The sequence below is a fragment of the Streptantibioticus ferralitis genome, assembly GCF_029223525.1.
Lineage (GTDB): Bacteria > Actinomycetota > Actinomycetes > Streptomycetales > Streptomycetaceae > Streptantibioticus_A > Streptantibioticus_A ferralitis.
Genome location: NZ_JARHTQ010000004.1, coordinates 204,752 through 225,527, shown reverse-complemented (window position 1 = coordinate 225,527; position 20,776 = coordinate 204,752). Strand labels below are relative to the sequence as shown.

Below are 20,776 nucleotides of genomic sequence, written 5' to 3'. Positions count from 1 at the left end.
GGGCTCAGCCCGGGGTGTTCCAGTTCCGCTCGGTGAGCACCACGCGGTACCCGTCGGGGTCCGCGATGGTGACGCCGAAGCGGTCCCAGTAGGGGTTGTGCGAGGGGACGATGGTGCCGCCGTGCCGGACCGCCCGCTCGACGGCCTCCCGCGGCACGGTGTGTCCCAGGTAGATGACGAGCAGGTCCTCCGGGGTGGGGGTGGGTTCCACCACGTCGTGGGTGCTCGCGGTGAGTTCGAGATGCCAGTGCCCGTCGGCCGGACCGGTCATCAGCAGATCGCGCTCACCGGCTTCCGGTCGACCGGCGATCCGGGCCAGCCGGGCCAGGCCGAGGCCGTGTACGTAGAAGTCCTCGCTGGCGTCCAGGTCGAGCGCCGGGCGGGCGATGCGGATGGTGAAGTGCGGTTCGATCACGTCTGCGGTTCCCTTCGTGCGCGGCTGCGGCGACGTCAACTGGCCGCCGGGTGCCGGAGTTTATGTGGTGACGGGCCGCTGCTCCGCCGTACGGTCAGCGCATTCCGGGAGCGGTGCCGTCGGCAGGGCCAGGGCCGCCAGGCCCAGCAGGGCGAACAGCAGCGCCCAGGCGAACCAGCCCGGTCGGCCGAGGCCGAGGCCGAGGCTCACCAGCGTGGGACCGATGACCGTGGTGGCGGCGAACCCCAGGTTGAACGTGGCGAGGTAGACCGGCCGCCGTTCCTGCGGGGTGTGAGCCAGCGCCAGGCTCAGCCCGCCCGCGGTGATGTACAGCTCGGCCCCGGTCATCAGCAGCACCGTGAGGACGACCGCGACCAGCGGTACCACGCCGCGGCCGAGTCCGGTGAGCGGTGCGGCGAGCGACCCGGCGGCCGCGAGCAGTCCGCCCGCCAGCATCATCTTCCGGGCGCGGCGCGGGTCTTCCGAGCCGCGGCTGATCCGCACCTGGAGCAGTACGACCAGGACGGTGTTGAGGATCTGGACCAGGCCCACGCTCCAGGACGGGGCATGGGTGCTCTGGGTGATCCACAACGGCAGGCCGACGCCCAGCAGGATCGCCGAGAGGGTCAACGCGCCGTAGCTCGCGGTGATCAGCAGGAAGACCCGGTTGCGGCCGACTCCGGCTCCGCGCCGTCCGACCGGCCGCTTGACCTCGCCGGCGCCGGGGAACCCGCGGGACACCAGGGCGCAGACCACGAAGACGGCCGCGGCGGCCACCATCACCCCGCGGTACGCCCACTGCTCCCCGATGGCGACCGCGGCACCGGACGGCAACGCGCCGGCGGCCATACCGGCGTTGCGCAGCGCGCGCAGCCGGGCCAGCCCGGCGACGGCGCCCGCCGAGTCGGTGCCCCCGATCAGCACCGACTGCACCAGCGGGCCGATACCGCGGTTGAGCAGCCCGCCGAGCCCGGCGGCGAGCGCGGCCGTGGGCAGGTTCACCGCACAGGCCAGTGCGACGAACGACGCCGCCCGCGCCAGGAACAGCCAGCACAGCGAGCGCCGCAGCCCGTGGCGCTGCGCGAACCGTGCGATGGGCAGCGCGCCGATCAGCGAGGTCACTCCGGTGATCCCCAGGACCAGTCCGATCCGGCTGTTCGACAGGTGCACGGCCTGGTTGAGGTAGACGGCCGAGAACGCGAGGTACATGCCGAGTCCGGTCGCGTCGGCGAGGCCCACGGCGTAGACCCGGCGACGTGCCGTGGGCGTACGGTCGTGGTTCATCTGGGGCCTCCCGGGCGGTCGTGGAGTACGAGTTCATGGGCCCTGATCGGACAGTCGTCGCCGACGGTGATCGCACCCAGCAGTGAGGCGCCGACGCCGATGGTGACCCGGTCGCCCACCACGGGGTGCCGCCGGGCGCCGGGTCCGCCGTCCTGCCACCAGCCCCGGGAGCCCAGGGTCACTTGGTGATAGAGCGTCACATCGTCGCCGACGACGGCGGTTTCACCGATCACCACCCCGAATCCGTGGTCGATGAAGATCCGGCGGCCGATCCGGGCACCGGCGTGGATCTCCATTCCGGAGACCATCCGGGCGACCCAGGTGAGCAGGCCGGGGCCGAACCGGTGGCCGCGGACGTACAGCCGGTGGGCGAACCGGTGCAGCACCAGCCCCTGCCATGGCGCGTGCAGCACGGCGTCGAGCGGCGTCGCCCGTGAGGGGTCGCGGGCGGTGACGGTCCGCAGATCCTCCCGCATGGTGCGTAGGAGGTCGCCCAGCCCCTCGCCGGTCGGGGTCCCGGGGCGCTCGCGCGGCGGTCCGGTGGGCCGGGTGAGGCGGGGGCGCTTACGGCTGCGCGGCAGCGTCGGCTGGGTCACCGTCCCGCTCCTCGCGGCTCGTCCAGCGGCGCCAACCGGATGTCCAGGTACCGTTCGACGGCTTCCGCGGTCCGCCGTGCCTCGTCGGTACTGGCGCCCACCACCGTGAAGGCGGCCAGGTGCTGGGTGGTGTCGCGGCGCGCCTCCGCGCCCGGACGGAACCGCAGCCCCAGGCGGACGAGTTGCGGGAAGCGCGCCCGCGCCTCCTCGACGGTCCGCTGGGAGACCACCCGCCAGGCACCCGCCGGGATGGGGACGAAGCGGAACCAGGCGACGGCGCTGATCCGCGGGCGACCCGCCGGTCGCGCTCCGAGGGCGGTACGGGCGATCTCCCGGGCGAAGTCGTAACCGGCGGCCTCCCGCAGCAGGTTCGGCAGCGGGCCGCCCGCCCGCGCGTTGACCTCGATGACCCGCGGACCGCCGGGGATCAGCGCGACCTCCGTGTGCACCGCGCCATGGGTCAGTCCGATGGCCTTGATCGCCCGGTCCGCGCAGTCGATCACCTGCCGGGAGGTCTCCTCGTCCAACCGGCTCGGCAGGACCAGGCCCTCCTCGATGTAGCCGTGCCGCAGCCGCAGCCGGTCGCTGACCGCGAGATGCTCGGCCTCGCCCTGGAAGAGCAGTGACTCGACGCTCACATAGTCCGCGTACGGCGAGGGCGCCGCGCCCTCCAACGGCATGGGCTCCTCCAGCAGGAAGGCGCCGTCCTCCTGGATGAAGGGCGTGTCGGCGCCGAGCGCGGCATGGAACGAGGCGGTCAACTCGGCGGCGCCGCACACCAGATGAACGCCCTGGCTGCCCGCCCCGAGCGACGGCTTGAACACCGCGGGCAGCCCGACCGAGGCCACGGCGGCGTCGAGGTCGCACTCGCCGCGGATCACCGCCGAGCGGGGGGACGGCACCCCGTGTGCGGCGAACACCGCTCGCTGCCGCGCCTTGGACTGGGCGACGGCGACGGCTTCCGGGCTGTTGCCCGGCAGTCCGAGTCGCGCGGCGATCCGGGCCTGCGGGCGCAGCAGGAGTTCCGAGTAGGTGACCACTCCGTCCAGCGGGATCCGGTCGTGTAGCGCGACGGCCGCGTCCACGACACCGTCGAGGTCGTCGGCGACCAGGAACTCCGCGCCGCCGGTGGCGAGTTCCCAGGCCTGACGCGTGGCGTCGGGCGTGCTCCAGGCCGCGACGAAGACCAGGCTGACCCGCGGCGTGGCGCGGCGTGCGGCGGCGAGCGCGTCGACCGGGGACAGCCCGCCGACGCCCGCGATGAGAAGGAGGTGGGGCGGCTGGTCGGGCATGGTCACTTCACCTGCCGGGATTCGAGCCGGTTGATCCGGTACATGGTCCGCTGGAACAGATCGTCGGCGGTGAGCGCGGGGAAGCGCGCCGCCTCCTGCTCGCGTTGTACGAGCAGCGGGGTCAGCACGGTCCAGGGGGTGGGATGGCAGAACTGCACGATGGACAGCCGTCCGCCGCGTTGTCCCGGGGCGGCGACGACCCGGTGTACGGCGGCCCGGGCCAGGCCGCCGGTCAGCCGTTCCAGCACCATGCCGACGTTCATCACGGCGTGCCCGGCGGGCGCGTCGACGCTGAGCCATTCGCCGCCCTCCACCTGGACCTGCAGTCCTGCCGCGGTGGCCCGGGGCAGGGCGGTGATCAGGTCGAAGTCCTGGTGTTCCACGGCCCAGATGTGCCGCTCGGACGGGGCCTGCTCCATGGGCGGATACCAGGTGGCGCGGTTCACCACCGGACCGTCCTCCAGCATCTCCGCGAAGTATCCGGGGTGCGCGCCGAGGGCGTCGCCGATCGCGGCGGCGACCTCGTGCTGGAAACGCAGCATCCGGGTGTGCAGTTCGGTGAGTACGGCGCCGATGCCGGGCACCAGGTGGTCGGGCATCAGCGGTTGCGGGTAGCGCGACGGGTAGCGCAGGGCCAGCGGATGTCCGGCGGGCAGGCACACTCCCCAGTGGAAGAGTTCCTTCCAGTCGGCGGCGTCGGACTTCTCCGCGGTCTCCACCAGCGGTGGTGTGTAGCCGGACTGGCCGTTGCTGCCCGGCACCCGGCAGTCGCGCCTGTCCTGCTCGGACAGCGCGAAGAACGCCTCCAGCAGCTGGTACGCGTCGTCCAGCAGGCTTTCCGGGACGGTGTTGCGGACGAAGAAGAAGCCGTCCCGCAGCGCGGTCCGCAGCCGCTGGTGCCCGCACCGGGCGGTGAGGTCGATTTCCTGGAGCATGTTTCCTTCCCTTTCCTCAGGCCCGGGATCACCCCTGAGCGGGCTACCGCAGCCGGATCCGGATGTCCCGCTCGGCCGCCGTGACCAGGCGGCCCACCTCGGCGGCGGAGTCGTCAGCGAAAACGTGGGTGCTGATCCCGGTGCCGGAGAAGTCGGACGCGGGCGCGTAGGCGCCGACCCGGGCGTTGATCGTGCGGTGCAGCGCGCGGTCGGCCACCGCGGAGTCGTCGTACTCCTCCAGCCAGCCGCCGCCGGAGTAGTGCACCGTCCAACCGGCGTGCTCGGCGACCGGTTCGACCGCCAGCTGACGTGGGTCCTCGCCGGCGTCGATCAGCACCTTGGCATGCCGTAGGTCGATGCCGCGGGTGGCCCGGAAGGCCCGGATCACCCCGGCGCCGCCGGGCCGGGCAGCCACCTCGCAGAAGGTGAGCCGGCTCCCCTCGTCGAACGCCTCGAGATGCAGCACCCCGGCGCGTACCCGCCAGGCCGCCACGACCTGTTCCAGCAACTCCTGGGCCTGGCCGCGGATCCGGGGGTCGTCGCAGGTCTGGCCGGAAAGCGGCAGACCCCTGGTGTAGGCGAGGGTGTCCCTGGCGTACCGGGAGACGTCCCAGGCGACGACACCGCCGTGGACCACGGCGTCGATGTGGCACATCGGCCCGTGGACGAGCGCCTCGGCGAGCTGGCGGCCCGGCGCGAACCCGGTACGCAGCCAGTGGCGCAGTGCGGCCCGGTCGCGGCAGATCGCGACGCCCTGCGATCCGGACGCGTCGCGCGGCTTGACCACGATCGCGCCGTGCCGGTCCAGCAGTTCCCAGGCGTCGGCGGGCTCGTAGACCACCCGCCCCTCGGCGTGCCGGATACCCGCGGTGCGGGCGATCCGCTTCATCTCGGCCTTGTCCCGGAAGGCGCGGGCGTAGCCGACGGTGTCGCCGGGAATGCCGAGTACGCCGCGCAGGGCCGCGGTTGACTCCAGCAGCCGCTCCGATCCGCAGGCGATGCGGTGCACCGGATGGGTGGCGTGCAGGGTCCGCACCGTCCGGTCGATCGCGTCGGTGTCCCAGACGTCGAGACGCTGCAGATGGTCCACGGTTGCGGCGGCGGTGCCCGCCTGCGGATGGCCGCTGAGGACGCTGACCCGGAAGCGCTCGGGGTCGAGCACCGGATCCCCGTTGTCCTGGGTCCAGGCCGCGCCGCCGGTCCGGTCGATCAGGACGATGTGGCGGCGGTCCAACGGGAGGTGGCGGAACGTCAGTCGGGCCTCGATCCGTGCGGTGGCCGTTCGGCAGTCGGCCTCGTCCTCACCGGTCACGACGTACCGCAGCCGTACCGGCCGGCCGGCGGCCGAAGCCTGGTGCACAGTGCCGGAAGGCAGCGCGGCGTGGACGGACGCCACCCGTGGGTCGTCGTACAACTCCTCCTCGCTGGTGGCCTGGACGACGCGGAAGGCACCCTCAGGACCGGCCAGCAGGCGCAGCAGTGCCGTCCCGGGGCGCGGCGGGGCCCACCGCACGGGTACGCCGAGCGCGGCGGCCGTCGCGGTGGCGACCACGTCCCGCGGATGCAGCGCGTCCAGTAGCGCCCGGCTCTCCTCGTCGAGGCCGGGAAGCACCGTCGCGGGTCCCCCGTCGTCGGGGAACCGGCAGCGCACCAGCCCGAGTTGGACGCCCGCCTCCCGTACGGCGCTGGTGGCCCGGTCCAGCAGTGCGGCGCGGTCGGCCGGGGGCAGCGGGCAGGGGTAGCGGACGGTGCGATGCCCTCGGGAGTCTGCGCCGAGGTCCTCGATGACGCCCAGGTGGTGTACCGCGTCATCGCTGACCAGTGACACAACTGTGCGCCCTTCCCCCGGCGTTGCGGCGTGCGGCCTCGGGCTCCGGGGTGCGGGCGTGCCGTGTACCGCCGCGGTCAGCGCCTCGGCGAGTGCGGCGGTGGACGGCGCGAAGCCGACCACGGCGGCCACCGGCGCCACGGCGTGCAGTTCGGCCAGCGCCCGGTGTGCGCTGTCGGCGTCCGGTGTGTCGTACCAGGATCCGGCGTATCGCTCGGCCCACCGTGCCCTGACCTCCCCGGCCACCGCCGCGCCGCCGCACCACAGGACGCTCACCCGACCGGTCGTCGCACCGACCGCGGCCAGGACCCGCTCGGGTTCGACCCCGTCGGGGGCGAGCAGGAGCAGCACATGGCGGCCGGTGCCGACCGTGGGCGTACGGGTGGGGTCGACGGCTTCGTCGAGCGTGATCCGGATCTGCCGGGCGGTCCGTTCGGCGAGGCCGGCGGCCTCCGCCACCGTGGGCGCCTCGGCGAGTACATGGCCGATACGGTCGTAGTTGTGCCGCATCGGCCGCACGACGTCGCCCGGTCGTACGGTCACCTGGCAGTCCGCGACACCCGAGGGCAACTCGTCGGGAAGCCGCACGGCGCGTACCGGACCGCCTCGCTCGCTCCACAGCTGGCGCAGCGCCACCGCCGCCACCGGCTCGGCGGCCTCGACCACCGGACGACCCGCCGCCAGCGCCGCCAGGTCCAAGGTCAGCGAGCGGCCCAGCGCCAACTCCATCTGCCGGGTGACCACATGGCCGGCGATCCGGCCGTTGACCTCGATGAGTTCCGGACCGGTGGGAGTGATCAGCATCTCGATGTGCAGCGGGCTGTCGCGCACCCCAAGAGCTGACACCACGTCAAGGGCGAAGCGGCGGGCGGCGCCACGGCCCTCGAAGGCCGCGGGGAAGTGCCCGCCGAGTTCGGCCGTTGTGCCCGGACGGGTGGGCAGCCGCTCGGCGAAGCCGAGCAGGATCGGGCGCCCGCGCTGCACCAGCAGTTCGGCGCTGACATGGCGGCCGACGGCGTACTCCTCCACCAGCGCCCGGGCGCCGCCGGGGGCCTGGAGAGCCGCCGCCAGGGCGGGTTCGGCCTCCTCGGGCGCCCACGCCACCGTCACGCCGATCGACGCATAGCCGGACAGCGGTTTGACCACCACCGGGTAGCCGATCCCGGCGGCGGCGTCGAGACCGTCCGCGACCCGTTCCACCCGCCGCCAGCACAGGGTGCCAAGGCCCGCCCGGGTGAGGCGGTCACGCACCGCGGCCTTGTCCCGCAGCAGCGCCACCGTCTCCACCGGCTCGCCCGGTACGCCCAGACCGCGGGCCAGATGGGCGGCCGCCGGTATGCAGCGTTCGGTGACGCAGAAGACTCCGTCCGGCGGGTTCGGGCCGAGCCGGCCGCGGATCTGCTCGGCCAGGTCCCGGGCGCCCTCGGTCTCCGGCACCTCGATCACCCGGGCGGCGCGCCGGTGCCGGGCGAAGCCCGGCGCGTCGGCGTACCCGGCCAGGCTCTTGACCACCAACGAGACCTCGACGCCCGCGTCGACCAGATCGTCGAGGTAGTCGAAGCCGCGGGAGAGCGCGACCTCCAGCATCACGATGTGCACGGTCAGCTCCTGACGAAGGCGAGGGCCAGGTACTTCAGCCAATGGCCCTGGTAGTTGAACTGCCTGTCGATGACGGTCCGTTCGGTCGCCACCAGGCCGGACCGGGCGAACAGCGCGGTGACCGCGGGCTCGGTCAGCCACCAGTTCAGCCGCCCGTCCGCCAGCGGCTTGGCCACCACGTCCGCGGTCGGGCTGAGGAAGCAGCTGACCACCCATATCCCGCCGGGGCGCAGCAGCGTACGGCCGTGCTCGACCCAGCCCGGCCACTCCTCGCGGCGCTGGTGGTGCAGGCAGCCGTTGTCCACCAGCAGGTCCATCGGCCCGTCGGTGAACCCGAGGAAGTCGGTGCGCCGGAAGCTCGCCGTGCCGTGCGCGGGCGGTGCCGCGTCCCACACGTCCAGCAGGTCGAGGCCGATCGCGTCGGCGTCCAGCCGTTCGGCCAGCTGTACCGTCTGGTGCCCTCGGCCGCAGCCGATGTCCAGCACCCGACGGGTGCCGGGGCCGGGCAGCGGGGCGTGGGCGGTGGCGAACTCGGTCACCTTGTCGTTGGTGGGCGCCCCGGTCCAGGAGTCCCTGCCCGCCTCGTACCAGTGCTGGAAGGAGTCCCGCACGATCCGCCGGTATCCGGGGTAGTCAGTCTCCCGCCGCATGTGCCCACTCCTCGATCGTTCCTCGTCCGGCCACCACCGCTACCGCGTCCCGTCCTGCGGGCCCGCGGTCCAGTTCTCGCGACGCCTGCAGCCAGGCGCCCGCACCGCTGCTGGAGACGGCCAGCCCATGCGCCGACCGCAGGTGCCGCATGGCGTGCAGCGCGTCCCGGTATCCGACGGTCCGGAACGTGAACCGGTCCTCGTACGGGGCGAGCAGCGGCTGCGGCAGTCCGTGGCCGAGTCCTCCGGTGCCGTTCATCCGCGGTGTGCTGTCCGGCGGTGACGGGTCGCCGTACGGTGCCTCGGCGGGGAACACCGCCAACGCGGCGCAGTCCGGCCAGCGTTCACGCAGTGCGAGCGCCACGCCGAGCGCGGTACCGCCGGAGCCGACCGTGGCGGCGAGCACCGCGGGCGCGACGCCGCGCGCCGCCAACTGGTCGGCGATCTCGGCTCCGGTGTGCTCGCGGTGCATGGCCGCGGCCTCGGCGGCGCAGTGCTGGAGCAGCAGGTAGCGCTCCTCGGCCGCGGCGACCCGTACCGCCTCGTCGAGCGCGCCGAGGAACCCGGTGCCCGGCCGCCCGGCGGACACCCGGGCCCCATGGCCGCGCAGCGTGCGCCGTAGCCGCTCGGGCGCCCCGTGCGGCACCACCATGTGCAGGTCGATACCGAGCAGCGCGCAGAACTCGGCGAGCGCCACGGCCAGACTGCCGCCGGAGTACTCGACGATCCGCACCTGTGCGCCCGCTCGCGCGACCGCGGTACACAGCAGCGCGTAGGCGGTCCTGGCCTTGATGGTTCCGGTGGTGTTGGCCGATTCGAGCTTCAACCACACCCGTCCGCAACCCTGTTCGCTCGGTACGGCGATGATCGGCGTGCCGCCGACGGCGGGACGCAGCGCGGCCAGCTCCGGCAGCAGCCGGTGCGCCTGCCGTTCGACGTCGTGGAAGGCGGCGGCGATCTCCGCCCGCCGTGGCGCCCGCTGCGACAGTGCGCGGGCCGCGTCGGCGGCCGGCTGCGGTGTCCCGCCGGTCATGCCGGGCGCTCGCTGGTCGCCAGGCGGAAGCCCACCGGATACAGCGGCCCGGGGAAGGCTCCGTGTCGTCGCCTGGTCCTGGCCAGATCACCGAACCGGCAGAAGCTGCCGCCCCGGGCGACCCGGTAGTCGCCGATCGACTGCACCAGGTGGTCGTCGATGAACGGGCCACCGGGATAGGGGGTGTAGTGGTCGGCGACGTACTCCTCGACGTTGCCTGCCATGTCGTACGCGCCGCACGGTGCGCGCCCGGCCGGGAACGCGCCCACCGGCGTGGTGGTGTGCACCCCGGTCTCCCGGGTGTTGGCGCGGGCCGGGTCGAATTCATCGCCCCACGGGAACTCCCGGCCGTCCGGGCCCTTGGCGGCGTGCTCCCATTCGGCCTCGGTGGGCAGCCGCCAAGGGTGCCCGGTGCGCCGGGTCAGCCAGGCCGCGTACGCGTCGGCGTCCTGCGGTGCCACACCCGCGACGGGGTGGTTGGAGCGCTCCCACGGATAGGCGCCCAGGTACCAGGTGCTGGGCCTGCGTTCGTGTCCGGTGTCGTACAGGAAGTCGCGGTACTCGGCGTTGGTGACCGGATAGCTGCCGATCCAGAAGTCCTCCAGCCGCACGCAGTGCGCCGGGGTCTCCTTCTCGATCCAGGACTCCACCACCCCGGCATGCGCCCAGGCGGCGGTGGTCGGGGCGACCGCTGCCGGGTCCAGGCCCAACTCGACGTCTCCACCGGAGACGAAGCCGGTGGCCGGGACCGGCGTGATCCGGGGGTCGCCCAGCACCGCGAGCACGGTGCCCGCGGCCAGCCGGTCGGCGAGCGGTACCCGGGCGTCCTCCACCATGCGGGCCAGGCCCGCCGGGTCGGCATGGTGGAGTGATCCGGCGGCGACCGGCGGTACGCGGCCCGGTTCGGCCAGCGCGGCGTGCTCCTCGAAGTGCGGGGAGGCCGCGACGTCGGCTAGTTCCACGGCAGATCTCCTTGGTGTCCGGTCAGCGTGTGGCCGCCGAGCCGCGCCTTGGCCTCCAGATAGCGGGCGTTCTCCGTGGTGAGGTGGACGCGGGTGGGTACGACCGCCTCGACCTCGATGCCGTGGGCGCGCAACTGGGCGACCTTGTCCGGGTTGTTGGTCAGCAGGCGGATCCGGTCCAGGCCGAGGGCGCGCAGCATGGCGGCGGCCGCCGAGTAGTCCCGCTCGTCGGCGCCGCGTCCGATCCTGCGGTTCGCCTCGAAGGTGTCGATCTCCCGGTCCTGCAGCAGATAGGTGTCGAGTTTGTTGTACAGGCCGATGCCGCGGCCTTCCTGGCGCAGATAGAGCACGGCCCCGCCCTCGTCGGCGATCCGCCGCAGTGCCTCGTCGAGTTGGGGTCCGCAGTCGCAGCGGGCCGAACCGAAGACGTCCCCGGTGAGGCATTCGCTGTGCAGCCTGACCAGGGGCGCGGCCAGGGCCGCGGCACGGGGTGCGGGCAGTACGCAGGCGATGTGCTCAGCGCCGTCCGGCAGGCCGTGGAAGGTGACCAGTTCGGCTCGGCGGCCGGTCGCTCGATCCAGGGTGACGCCCACCCTGGCGCGGACCGCGGACAGCGCGGGGGCGGGGACGGTCGCGCTCATGCGATCACCATCTCGTTGCTCACCGGGGCGGCCAGCAGTTCCTGCAGCCGCAGCGAACGCACCACCCGCACCGGACCGGATCCGTCGTGTGCGACGATCACCACCCGGCCGTCCCACCCGGCGGCGGCCAGCCGGTGGTCGCCCAGCCGCACCATGCAGGACAGGCCCTGGCCGAACTCGGCGATCACCCTGCCCGATGCGAGGGTGCCCGCGTTGTCCCGCCAGTCGACCTCCCAGGCGTACAGCCCGAAGTCGTACGAGCCCGCCAGCACCACCGGCGCTTCGGGACGCCCCAGCAGGCCGACGCACTTGACCGACTCGTCCGGGCCCAGCAGCGTCTGCGTCTGCCGTACGGTCCCGTCGGACGGGTCCAGCCTGCCCACCTTCACCGTGTGGTCGCGGGACGCGCTCGCCGCCACCGAACTGCCCAGTCCCGCCACCGCGTTGACCAGGTTGCCGTGCTCCCACAGCGTGTCGCGGTCATGGAAGGAACCGACGGCGACGGTCCGGTCGGTGGCCGCCGACAGGAAGCCGCCACCGGGCAGCGCGGCCAGCGACTTCACCGAACCGCCGTGCGCCGCGCGGCGGTCGACGACGGTGAGCGTCGCGGGATCCAGCGCGATGAACTCACCGTTGTAGGTACCGGCGACCAGGAGTCCGCCGTCGAGGCAGAGCGACGGGAGCGGTGCCCCGAGTTGCCCGCTGACGGTGCGGGTGCCGTCGAACGCCACGACATGTCCGGAGTAGGTTCCGGCGTAGATCGTCCCGGCGCGTACGGCGAGGGAGAGAATGGGGCCCTCGGCCACCTGCAGCACCTCGACAGCGGGATCGTCGGCGTCACCGCCCAGATCGATCGCGATGACCGCGCCCGAGTCGCAGCCCGCCAGCAGCTCATCGCCCCGCACCGCGAGGGCGTTGGGACCGTGGGTGGCCCGGGCGGGCGCCGCGATCTCGGTGGCGGTGGCCAGGTCGAGGATGTGCGGACTGCTCCAGAAGCTGCCCGCCGCGACCAGGCCCCGCGCGGCCGACACCGAACGCGGCCAGATACGGGCGTCGTCCACCCGGTGGGTGCGCAGGCCCGAACGGTCGAAGAAGTGCAGGGATCCGTCGTACGCCCCCACCACGAACGAGGAGTCGTCGTCGGCCCAGTCCACGGTGCGGGCGGCGGAGGTGGAGACCTCGATGGTGCGCACATGCTCCAGTTCGGCGGTGAGCAGGTCGACGGCGCCGTCGTCCCGAGCCGCGGCGAGCGTCTCCCCGGTACGCGACCAGGCGCAGCCCTCGATGGAGGACGGGTAGCGGCGCACGAACCGGGCGCCCGGCGAGCCGGGGTCGCTCAGGTCGGTGACGGCGACCATGCCGTCCTCGCCCACCGTGGCGACATTCCCGCGCACGCTGACCGAGACCATCATGCAGTGCGCCTCATGTGAGCCGACCTCCGTCAGAAAGGCACCGGTGCGGGCGTCCCACATGGTTGCCCGGCCGTCCTCGGAAACGCAGATCAAGTGCTCGCCATCGGGCAGCCAGGCAAGGGAGTTGATGTCATCGGTATGCCGGGCAAGGACATTCACCAGGTCGGCGCGGCCCGTTTCGGAAACCCGCCACACCGCGACCGTCTTGTCGGCCGACGCCGTTGCCAGCAGTGCGGAGTCCGCCGGGTTCCAGGCCGCGGCGTTCACCAGTCTTCGGTGCCGAAGCCGGTTCATCGGCAGGGGATTTGACGGCTCGGTGGTGTCCCAGACAATCGCGGTGCCGTCATAGGAACAGGTCGCCAGACGCCGGCCATCGCTACGGAAAGCCACATGGGTAAGGGGAGCGGCATGCCCTGTCGCGTTGCCGGGCAGTTCGATCGTGCGCATGGTTATGTCTTTCTAGGCGAAGACAACAAGACGAAAGCGAGCGGAGCGGATACGCGAACTCACTGATCGTGTGGCAGCGCCCATACGGTGAACAAAGGCGGCCGTATTACTTCGTCATATGCCATGAGGGCACGTTGAGTCGGCCGTGCGGCACCTCAGAACGGCACGGCGGCCGACATGACGAAAACGCGGGGGACGGTGTCCGCACCCGCGATGTCGCGCCTACGCTGGTGGCGTCGGGCGGAAATTCAGCGATCCGCTCAGCCGACCTGCTGGACCAGTTCCTTGATGAACTTGACGCTGTCCCTGGGCGGTTCGGCTTCCGCGCACAGACGGTCCATCACGCTCAGGTAGTTGTCGACCTCGTCCAGCTTGTCCAGGTAGAGCGCGCTGGTGAGCTGCTCCAGATAGACGATGTCGGGCAGATCCGGCTCCTGGAAGCGCAGGATGGTGATCGGGCCGCCCGCCGCCGCGAGTCCGCCAACGCTGAACGGGGCGACCTGCAAGGTGATGTTGGGCAGTTCCGCGGCCTTCAGCAGATGCTCCAACTGGGCCCGCATGGCGTCGGCTCCGCCGAGCGGACGGCGCAGTGCCGCCTCATCCACGACGGCCCACAGCCGGGGCGCGTCCGGTGTGGTCAGCCGTCTCTGGCGGGCCATGCGCAGTTCGACCCGGCGGTCGATCTCGCGGACCGAGGCGTGCGGATAGCCGAGCCGGATGACGGAGCGCGCGTAGTGTTCGGTCTGGAGCAGGCCGGGGACGAACTGGACCTCGTAGGTCCGGATCATCGACGCCGCCTCTTCCAGGCCGATGTGCGTCTCGAACCAGTTGGGCAGCACATCGCCGTACTGGTTCCACCAGCCGGGTGTGCTCGCCTGCCGGGCCAGTGCGAGGTAGTCCGCCCGCTCCTGATCGTCCACGACACCGTAGAGGGTGAGCAGATCGGCCACGTCGCGCTCTTTGAAGCTCACCCGGCCGAGTTCCAGCCGACTGATCTTGGCGTGCGAGCCGCGGATCGCCTCGCCCGCCTCCTCGCGGCTGACCTTGCACTGCTCACGGAGCCTGCGCAGTTGGGTACCCAGCACGATCCGCAGGACGGTCGGCCCGCCCCGCGGGTGTTCGAGGTAGCGCCGTATCGACGGCTCGCTGCTCGGCCGCATCATGGCGGGCATTCCAACTCTCCTGAGTGACGGGTGACTGCCCAGTCTGGCATCCGTGCCGCCCATCAGTACAGCGGATGGGTGGCACGGATCCGCTCCGCGCCGGCCTGGGCGGGCCCTGCTCAGCCCACCAGGGCGTCGAAGTCGCCGTCCTTCGCTCCGCCGATGAAGGCGATCATCTCCTCACGGGTGTACACCAGCGCGGGGCCCTCGGGGTGGCGGGAGTTGCGGACCGCGAACTGGCCGCCGGGCAGCGCGGCGAGCTCCACGCAGTTACCGCTCGGATTGCTCCGCCGGCTCTTCTGCCAGACCGCCCCTTCGATCCGTGTGGCCTGCACACCGTTGTCGATCTGCTGCATCCCCGTCGCTCCTTTGCCGCTGCCGTGCGTGGTGTCCACCGGACCGCATCCGAATTTGCTGACGCACCGTCAACTCCTCGTGCACGTGCATCCGTTCTTGCAGATGTACTTACCGGTGTCCTTACGACTGTAATTGCAGATGTGCTTGCAGTGCCACCGGCAAACGCGGGATAGTGGGCCCGGGAGGCCCGTCCGCAACGACTGCCCGAGAGGTTCCATGGAGATCGTGATGACCACACACCCGGCCGATTCAGCAGGCAACGCCGTACCCGACGGTTCCGGCAGGCACTGGCTGGCACTGGCCGCGAGGGGGGCCTTCCCGCTGGACGACAGCGCCCAGGGCCCCAGTGGATTCGCCGCCTGCGGGCTGGCCGGGGACCTCCAAGCGGCGGGCGCGGCACGCCAGTTCACCCGGTCGACCCTGACCGGGTGGGGCATGCCCGCCCTCGTGGACAACGCCGCCATCATCGTCTCCGAGCTGCTGAGCAACGCCATGCGGTACGGATTAGCGACCGCGCAGGAGCTTCCCGCACCGGCGCACCCGGTCTGGCTCGGCCTGCTGCTCCGGGGAACGACCGTGCTGTGCGCGGTGTGCGACCCCGGTACGGGCGTACCGGTGCTCAAGGAGCCCGACCATCTCGCGGAGACCGGGCGCGGACTGCATGTCATCGACGCGCTCAGCGAGTCCTGGGGCTGGACCCCGCCGGACCACGGCGGAAAGGTGGTCTGGGCGGCCGTCTCGGCGTGCGCCTGACGGTCAGCCCTTGCGGGCCACCGCCCCGTACAGCGGGATGTCGGTGTCCGCCAGCGATCCGGCCTCGATGTCCGCGGAGTCGGGACGCCAGCGCTGCAGCACCTCGATGCCGGGTTCGACCAGCTCCAACCCCGTGAAGAACTCGGCCACTTCGGCCTTGCTGCGGACGTTCACGTGGGATCCGGAGCGCCGGAAGTCCTCCGCGACCTCGTCCAGTGCCTTCGGCTCGAAGTCGTCCGTCACATGACTCAGCGCCAGGAAGCTGCCCGGCGGTAGGGCGTCCAGCAGTCGGGACACGATGGCGAACGGATCGCACTCCTTCGGCAGCCAGTGGAGTACGGCAACGAGGGTGAGCGCGACCGGCTCGCCCAGGTCGAGGGTGCGCGCCAACTCCGGGTCGTCCAGGATGCCGTCCGGGTGGCAGAGGTCACCGTGCACATACGCGGTACGACCCTCGGGGTGGCTGGTGTGCAGGGCGCGGGAATGGGTGAGCACGATCGGGTCGTTGTCGGCGTAGACCACCCGCGACCGCGGCTCGATCGCCTGGACGACCTCATGGAGGTTGGGCGTGGTCGGGATGCCGGTGCCGATGTCCAGGAACTGCCGGATCCCTGCCTCGGCGGCCAGGTAGCGGGCCGCCCGGTGCATGAAGGCGCGGTTCTGCCGGGCGATCAGGGCGGCGTTGGGGAGCGCCAGCAGGGTTCGCTGTGCGGCCTCGCGGTCCGCCGCGTAGTTGGTCTTTCCGCCGAGCAGGAAGTCGTACACCCGCGCGGCGTGCGGCCGGTCGGTGTGCAGTTCCACGGGTTTCCTGGGACCTGACCGCATCCACTCCGGACCCCGCACCATACCCCCGCACACCCCTTCCGCGCCCCCCGAGCGAGCCGTCAACAGTCCTTGCCAGCCTAGCTCGTTGACCGGGTTCACAGGTCATGTCGGCGTACTGGCCGATCAGTTGGGATGTTCTCGATGCTCGCGATGCCGGAGCGGCCACGCTTCACCCGTAAGAGGGATGCGCCCCGGTCGTGCGCTGTCAGTCGGGGACCGGGGCGGTGATGATCCGCAGTCCGCGCTCGGCGAACTCCCGGCGGATCTCCTCGTCGGCGCCCTCGTCCGTGATGAGGGTGTCGAAGAGGTCGCAGGTGCCGATGGCGGCGAAGGCGCGCAAGCCGAGTTTGGAGGAATCGGACACCACGACCGGGCGGGTGGCACGCTCGGCCATGAGGCGGTTCACCCGGGCCTCGCGTTCGTCGTGGACGGTCGCGCCGACCTTCGGATCGAGGCCGTTCACACCGATGAACGCGATGTCCATGGTGACCTCGCGCAGCACCAAGTCGCTGTAGGGGCCGACGAGTTCGAAGGAGCGGGGCTGGGCGACGCCGCCGGTCAGCACGATCTTGATCTGCGGGCGTACGGCCAGTTCGTTGGCGATGTTCAGGGCGTTGGTGACCACCGTGAGATGCGGATTGGGGCCCGGTTCCGCGAGGTCCGGGCGGCTCGCCAGGGTTCGGGCGATCTCGGTGGTGGTGGTGCCCCCGCTGAGGCCGACCACGCTGCCGCGCGGTACCAGGGCGCTCGCGGCCTGGGCGATCTGCCGCTTCTCCGGGGCGCGTTGGCTGCCCTTGTAGCGTATGGGCAGGTCGTACGCGACAGAGCTCAGCACGGCGCCACCGCGGGTGCGGGTCAGCAGCTGCTGCTCGGCCAGGGTGTCCATGTCGCGCCGTACCGTCGCGGCGGACACACCGAGCTCGCCGGCGGCCTCCTCGACCCCCATCTGGCCTCGTTCGCCGAGCAGTTCCAGCAAGGCCGTCAGCCGTTCATGGCGCACGTCTGACACCTCCTGCGGGGGTACGGGATCCGGCGGGGGCCGCTCCCCCGGACCTCCAGTGTGTCAGGCGCGACCTGCGGCAACGTCCTCGCCCCCGGGGGTCGGGGTCATGGCGGGCTCGGTGATGACCCGCAGCAGCTGCGCCGCCGCGGCGGTCACCGCGGATCGGGCGGGTCCCACGTACTTGCGGGAGTCGACCAACGAGGGGTCCGCCGCCAGCCGTTGCCGTACCTCGGCGGTGAACGCGGCCACCAGGTGCGTCGACACATTGATCTTCGTCATCCCGGCCGCGATGGCCCGGCGGATCTCCTCGTCCGGCACGCCGGAGGAACCGTGCAGCACCAGCGGCACCGGCAGCCGGTCGCGCAGCCGGCTGATCAGCTCCTTGTCGAGCTCGACGGTGCGCTCACGCATGGCGTGCGAGGAGCCGACGGCCACCGCCAGCGCGTCGACGCCGGTGGCGCGGACGAACGACAGCGCCTCGTCCGGGTCGGTCCGGGCGCCGGGTGCGTGCACCCCGTCCTTGCCGCCCACCTCCCCCAACTCGGCCTCCACGTACACCTTCCGGTCATGGCACCAGGCGGTGAGCTCACCGGTGGTCGCCACGTTCCGCTCGTACGGCAGGGCCGAGGCGTCCACCATGACCGAGCCGATGCCCGCCTCGACGCCCTCGCGCAGCAGCGCCGCGTCGGTGACATGGTCCAGGTGCACGGCGACGGATGCGCCGCTCAGCTCCGCCAGCGCCAGCGTGGCCCGGGCGAGCGGCAGCAGGCTGCCGTGGTATCTGACGCAGTTCTCGCTGATCTGCAGGATCAGCGGCGCACCGGTCTGCTCCGCCGCGGCGACCAGCGCCTCGGCCGTCTCCAGATGGAGGACGTTGAAGGCGGCGGCGCCGCAGCCCGCGGCGGCGGCGGCCCGCATCACGGACGCGGTGGATGTCAGCGGCACGACGGGGGTCCTTTCTCGGCTGACCGTCACATACTCGGGATCATGCGTTCAGGATGACGGACCGGGTGAGACCGCGCGGCCGGTCGGGGTCGAGTCCGCGGGCCCGGGCGCGTTCCAGGGCGACCCGCTGCACCAGGACCAGATCGGCCAGCGCGTCGCGGTCGTGGTGTACGAACAGCGCGCCGGTCTTCGCCACATCCGCCTCCAACTCGCCGGTCTCCGGCCCGAGGACCCAGGTGACCCGGTCCGGTGCGGCGATGGCGATCGGGCCGTGCCGGTACTCCAGCAGGGGGTACGCCTCGGTCCAGCTCTGCGACGCCTCGCGCATCTTGAGCGCGGCCTCGTTCGCCAGGCCGTACGTCCAGCCATGGCCCAGGAAGGTGAACTGCTCCGCGCGCACCCACGCCGGGTCGACCGGTCGGCGCAGCGCGTCCGCCACATCGCGTACCGCGCCCTCGACGGCCTCGCCCAGGTGGCGGCGGAGCAGGAGCAGCGCGGAGGTGGCGAAGCGGGTCTGCACCACCGACCGCTCGTCGGCGAACGGCAGTCCCACGATGGCGTCGCACGCCTCGGCGATGGGCGTCCGCTGGTCACCGACGACGGCGACCGTCCTGGTACGGCCCTTCAACCGGTCCATCAGCCGCAGCAGTTCGGTGGTCGTGCCGGAGCGGGTGATGGCCAGGACCGTGTCGTACCCGCGCTCGGCGAAGGCGTCGCCCGCGGCGAACGCCTCCGAGGCGGCGAAGGCGTCGGTGGTGCCGTGGCCCGCGCGCTCGCGCAGCGCCGCGTAGGACTGCGCCATGAACCACGAGGTGCCGCAACCGACGACGGCGACCCGCTCGCCGGGGGCCGGCAGCGGGACATCGCCCGCGGCGATCTCGGCGGCCTGGCGCCACACGTCCGGCTGGCTGTCGATTTCCTGCGCCATGTGCTCGATCGCGGCCATCGATCCTTCTCTCAGGCTCTGAGTGATTTCTGATGCACGAATAAGGTGCACTTCGATCAGCATCGCGCAAGGTCGGGGGGTCTGTCCACGTCCGTGAGGCCCGGGCTCGGTGCGCAAGACTGCGCAAGCGGGCTGTTGACAGCTGCTCGGTTGGGGCTGGATATTTTCAAAACCGATCAGCACAACCCCCAAAACCAATCAACCGGTGGTTGCCGCTATGCCTCACCCGCCCCACGTGCCCCCCACTCGTCCGCCGCACGTCAGCGCGTACCGCACCGGTCGGATGATCGCGCTGACCGGCGCCCTGGTCGGGGTGATCTACGGCTATGACACGGGCAGCGTCTCGGGAGCCCTGGTCTTCCTCAGCAAGGACTTCCAGCTGAGCTCCGCGGAGCAGGGCCTGGTCAACAGCGTTCTGGTGGTGGGCTCGGTCCTGGGCGCGGTCCTGGGCGGCCGGGTCGCCGACGCGCTGGGCCGCCGGAAGACGATGGTGATGGTGGCCGCCTCGTACGCGGTCTTCGTCGCGCTGTCGGCGTTCGCCCCGAACGTGACGGTGCTGGACACGATGCGCTTTCTGCTCGGTGTGGCGATCGGCCTGTGTATCGTCGCCGCGCCGCTGTACATCGCCGAATCCACTCCGGCCCGCATCCGGGGCGCCGCGACCGCCACCTACCAGGTGGCCTGTGTCGCGGGCATCACCATCACGTACTTCGTCAACTGGGGCCTGGCCGACGGCGGGCACTGGCGGTGGATGCTCGGTCTGTCCGCCGTCCCCGCGGCACTCATCGTCATCCCGCTGCTGCTCCTGCCGGACACCCCGCGCTGGTACGTGCTCAAGGGGCGCGACGAGGAAGCCGTACGCGTGCTGCGGCTTGTCGATCCCGATGTCGACGCTGAGGCGGAGACGCGGGCCATCGCGGCGCAGATCCGCCAGGAGCGCGGCGGACACGGCGGCCTGGCCGCGATGTTCCGGCCGCCGTATACCCGCGCCACCCTGTTCGTCCTGGCCCTCGGGTTCTTCTGTCAGATCACCGGGATCAACGCGGTCACGTACTACAGCCCGGAGATCTTCCAGAAGATGGGCTTCACCGGCAGCGGTCAGAGCTTCCTGCTGCCGTCCATCGTCGAACTCGCCTCGCTGGCGGCCACTGTGCTCGCCCTGTTCATCATCGACCGGTTCGGGCGGCGGGTGGTGCTGTTCAGCGGGATCGGCACCATGCTGGGCTCGCTGGTGGTGCTCACCGCCGTATTCGGGCTCACCTCGCTGCGCGGGGCCGCGACCTGGATCGGCTTCGCCGCGCTGCTGCTGTTCACGGCCGCGTTCAACTTCGGCTTCGGCTCGCTGATCTGGGTGTACGCGAGCGAGGCGTTCCCGTCCCGGCTGCGGTCCATGGGCGCCTCGGCGATGCTCACCGCGGACCTGGTGGCGAACTTCCTCATCGCCCAGTTCTTCCCGTCCGTCATCGACCGGGCGGGCCCCACCTGGACCTTCGCGGGCTTCGCGGTACTGGCCCTGCTGGCCATCGTCTTCGTGGCCCGGATGGCGCCGGAGACCAAGGGGCGCCGCCTGGAGGAGATCCAGTCCTACTGGCAGAACGGCGGCCGGTGGGTCTCGGCCCCCCGGCCAACGGCGGCTCCGGCCGCGGCGGTCGGCGCCGCTCGCCGGGGCGACGGTTAGGCGTCTTCTCGG

At 71.9% G+C, this 20,776-nt stretch carries 19 protein-coding genes; 2 read left to right on the top strand and 17 right to left on the bottom strand.

The features are described 5' to 3' along the window. Window positions 1-4: 4 nt before the first annotated feature. The 13 genes from P2L57_RS08290 to P2L57_RS08230 all read right to left on the bottom strand — a co-directional run bounded on the left by P2L57_RS08290 (window position 5) and on the right by P2L57_RS08230 (window position 14,613). Window positions 5-415, bottom strand: a complete 411-nt coding sequence (locus P2L57_RS08290) for a VOC family protein (protein WP_275810715.1) — start codon at window positions 413-415, stop codon at window positions 5-7. 60 nt (window positions 416-475) lie between these two features. Beyond that, window positions 476-1,699, bottom strand: coding sequence for an MFS transporter (locus P2L57_RS08285; RefSeq protein ID WP_275810713.1), 1,224 nt, complete (start codon window positions 1,697-1,699; stop codon window positions 476-478). Further along, window positions 1,696-2,295 carry a serine O-acetyltransferase gene (locus P2L57_RS08280; RefSeq protein WP_275810711.1) on the bottom strand — a complete coding sequence of 200 codons (600 nt, stop codon included), beginning with the start codon at window positions 2,293-2,295 and terminating at the stop codon, window positions 1,696-1,698. The genes P2L57_RS08285 and P2L57_RS08280 overlap by 4 nt, the downstream gene beginning before the upstream one ends. Beyond that, a complete protein-coding gene (locus tag P2L57_RS08275) occupies window positions 2,292-3,587 on the bottom strand; it encodes an ATP-grasp domain-containing protein (RefSeq protein ID WP_275810710.1) in 1,296 nt (431 codons plus the stop codon). Before P2L57_RS08275 ends, P2L57_RS08280 begins: the two co-directional genes overlap by 4 nt. Window positions 3,588-3,589: 2 nt before the next feature. Next, a complete protein-coding gene (locus P2L57_RS08270) occupies window positions 3,590-4,522 on the bottom strand; it encodes an isopenicillin N synthase family dioxygenase (RefSeq protein ID WP_275810709.1) in 933 nt (310 codons plus the stop codon). Window positions 4,523-4,565: 43 nt separating this feature from the next. Continuing rightward, window positions 4,566-7,949, bottom strand: coding sequence for an ATP-grasp domain-containing protein (locus P2L57_RS08265; protein ID WP_275810708.1), 3,384 nt, complete (start codon window positions 7,947-7,949; stop codon window positions 4,566-4,568). A gap of 2 nt (window positions 7,950-7,951) precedes the next feature. After that, window positions 7,952-8,599, bottom strand: a complete 648-nt coding sequence (locus P2L57_RS08260) for a class I SAM-dependent methyltransferase (protein WP_275810707.1) — start codon at window positions 8,597-8,599, stop codon at window positions 7,952-7,954. Next, complete coding sequence (locus P2L57_RS08255; protein WP_275810706.1) at window positions 8,583-9,632, bottom strand: pyridoxal-phosphate dependent enzyme; 1,050 nt, start codon at window positions 9,630-9,632, stop codon at window positions 8,583-8,585. The genes P2L57_RS08260 and P2L57_RS08255 overlap by 17 nt, the downstream gene beginning before the upstream one ends. Then, window positions 9,629-10,594, bottom strand: a complete 966-nt coding sequence (locus P2L57_RS08250) for a formylglycine-generating enzyme family protein (RefSeq protein ID WP_275810704.1) — start codon at window positions 10,592-10,594, stop codon at window positions 9,629-9,631. Before P2L57_RS08250 ends, P2L57_RS08255 begins: the two co-directional genes overlap by 4 nt. Further along, a complete protein-coding gene (locus P2L57_RS08245) occupies window positions 10,585-11,235 on the bottom strand; it encodes a GTP cyclohydrolase II (protein WP_275810702.1) in 651 nt (216 codons plus the stop codon). The genes P2L57_RS08250 and P2L57_RS08245 overlap by 10 nt, the downstream gene beginning before the upstream one ends. Beyond that, window positions 11,232-13,094, bottom strand: a complete 1,863-nt coding sequence (locus tag P2L57_RS08240) for a WD40 repeat domain-containing protein (protein WP_275810700.1) — start codon at window positions 13,092-13,094, stop codon at window positions 11,232-11,234. The genes P2L57_RS08245 and P2L57_RS08240 overlap by 4 nt, the downstream gene beginning before the upstream one ends. 260 nt (window positions 13,095-13,354) lie before the next feature. Next, window positions 13,355-14,266 (bottom strand): Sco1979 family transcriptional regulator, encoded by a 912-nt coding sequence (locus P2L57_RS08235; RefSeq protein ID WP_275810698.1) that lies wholly within the window; start codon window positions 14,264-14,266, stop codon window positions 13,355-13,357. A gap of 110 nt (window positions 14,267-14,376) precedes the next feature. After that, the gene (locus P2L57_RS08230) at window positions 14,377-14,613 is read right to left on the bottom strand and encodes a DUF397 domain-containing protein (RefSeq protein WP_275810696.1); all 237 of its coding nucleotides are present in this window, start codon (window positions 14,611-14,613) and stop codon (window positions 14,377-14,379) included. A gap of 229 nt (window positions 14,614-14,842) precedes the next feature. On the opposite strand from P2L57_RS08230, the gene P2L57_RS08225 reads away from it, so the two are divergent. Continuing rightward, entirely contained in the window at window positions 14,843-15,367 is a 525-nt protein-coding gene (locus tag P2L57_RS08225) for an ATP-binding protein (RefSeq protein ID WP_275810694.1), read from the top strand. A 3-nt stretch (window positions 15,368-15,370) separates the two neighbouring features. Here P2L57_RS08225 and P2L57_RS08220 read toward each other — a convergent pair whose 3' ends face one another. The 4 genes from P2L57_RS08220 to P2L57_RS08205 form a co-directional block, all read right to left on the bottom strand. Further along, window positions 15,371-16,213: an SAM-dependent methyltransferase gene (locus tag P2L57_RS08220; protein ID WP_372515650.1), complete on the bottom strand. Its 843-nt coding sequence runs from the start codon at window positions 16,211-16,213 to the stop codon at window positions 15,371-15,373. Between the two features lie 184 nt (window positions 16,214-16,397). After that, complete coding sequence (locus P2L57_RS08215) at window positions 16,398-17,192, bottom strand: DeoR/GlpR family DNA-binding transcription regulator (protein WP_275810690.1); 795 nt, start codon at window positions 17,190-17,192, stop codon at window positions 16,398-16,400. Between the two features lie 63 nt (window positions 17,193-17,255). After that, window positions 17,256-18,140 (bottom strand): class II fructose-bisphosphate aldolase, encoded by an 885-nt coding sequence (locus tag P2L57_RS08210; protein ID WP_275810688.1) that lies wholly within the window; start codon window positions 18,138-18,140, stop codon window positions 17,256-17,258. A gap of 40 nt (window positions 18,141-18,180) precedes the next feature. Further along, window positions 18,181-19,086: an SIS domain-containing protein gene (locus P2L57_RS08205; protein ID WP_275810686.1), complete on the bottom strand. Its 906-nt coding sequence runs from the start codon at window positions 19,084-19,086 to the stop codon at window positions 18,181-18,183. Window positions 19,087-19,303: 217 nt separating this feature from the next. Here P2L57_RS08205 and P2L57_RS08200 point away from each other — a divergent pair, with 217 nt between their 5' ends. Continuing rightward, window positions 19,304-20,764 (top strand): sugar porter family MFS transporter, encoded by a 1,461-nt coding sequence (locus P2L57_RS08200; protein ID WP_372515649.1) that lies wholly within the window; start codon window positions 19,304-19,306, stop codon window positions 20,762-20,764. Window positions 20,765-20,776: the final 12 nt, after the last annotated feature.

Bases quoted from the DNA above. Each gene is read 5' to 3' on its own strand.
- P2L57_RS08270 (WP_275810709.1), bottom strand. From the start codon at position 4,522: ATGCTCCAGGAAATCGACCTCACCGCCCGGTGCGGGCACCAGCGGCTG.
- P2L57_RS08255 (WP_275810706.1), bottom strand. From the start codon at position 9,632: ATGACCGGCGGGACACCGCAGCCGGCCGCCGACGCGGCCCGCGCACTG.
- P2L57_RS08230 (WP_275810696.1), bottom strand. From the start codon at position 14,613: ATGCAGCAGATCGACAACGGTGTGCAGGCCACACGGATCGAAGGGGCG.
- P2L57_RS08285 (WP_275810713.1), bottom strand. From the start codon at position 1,699: ATGAACCACGACCGTACGCCCACGGCACGTCGCCGGGTCTACGCCGTG.
- P2L57_RS08275 (WP_275810710.1), bottom strand. From the start codon at position 3,587: ATGCCCGACCAGCCGCCCCACCTCCTTCTCATCGCGGGCGTCGGCGGG.
- P2L57_RS08240 (WP_275810700.1), bottom strand. From the start codon at position 13,094: ATGCGCACGATCGAACTGCCCGGCAACGCGACAGGGCATGCCGCTCCC.
- P2L57_RS08200 (WP_372515649.1), top strand. From the start codon at position 19,304: ATGCCTCACCCGCCCCACGTGCCCCCCACTCGTCCGCCGCACGTCAGC.
- P2L57_RS08245 (WP_275810702.1), bottom strand. From the start codon at position 11,235: ATGAGCGCGACCGTCCCCGCCCCCGCGCTGTCCGCGGTCCGCGCCAGG.
- P2L57_RS08225 (WP_275810694.1), top strand. From the start codon at position 14,843: ATGACCACACACCCGGCCGATTCAGCAGGCAACGCCGTACCCGACGGT.
- P2L57_RS08235 (WP_275810698.1), bottom strand. From the start codon at position 14,266: ATGCCCGCCATGATGCGGCCGAGCAGCGAGCCGTCGATACGGCGCTAC.
- P2L57_RS08260 (WP_275810707.1), bottom strand. From the start codon at position 8,599: ATGCGGCGGGAGACTGACTACCCCGGATACCGGCGGATCGTGCGGGAC.
- P2L57_RS08220 (WP_372515650.1), bottom strand. From the start codon at position 16,213: ATGGTGCGGGGTCCGGAGTGGATGCGGTCAGGTCCCAGGAAACCCGTG.
- P2L57_RS08205 (WP_275810686.1), bottom strand. From the start codon at position 19,086: ATGGCCGCGATCGAGCACATGGCGCAGGAAATCGACAGCCAGCCGGAC.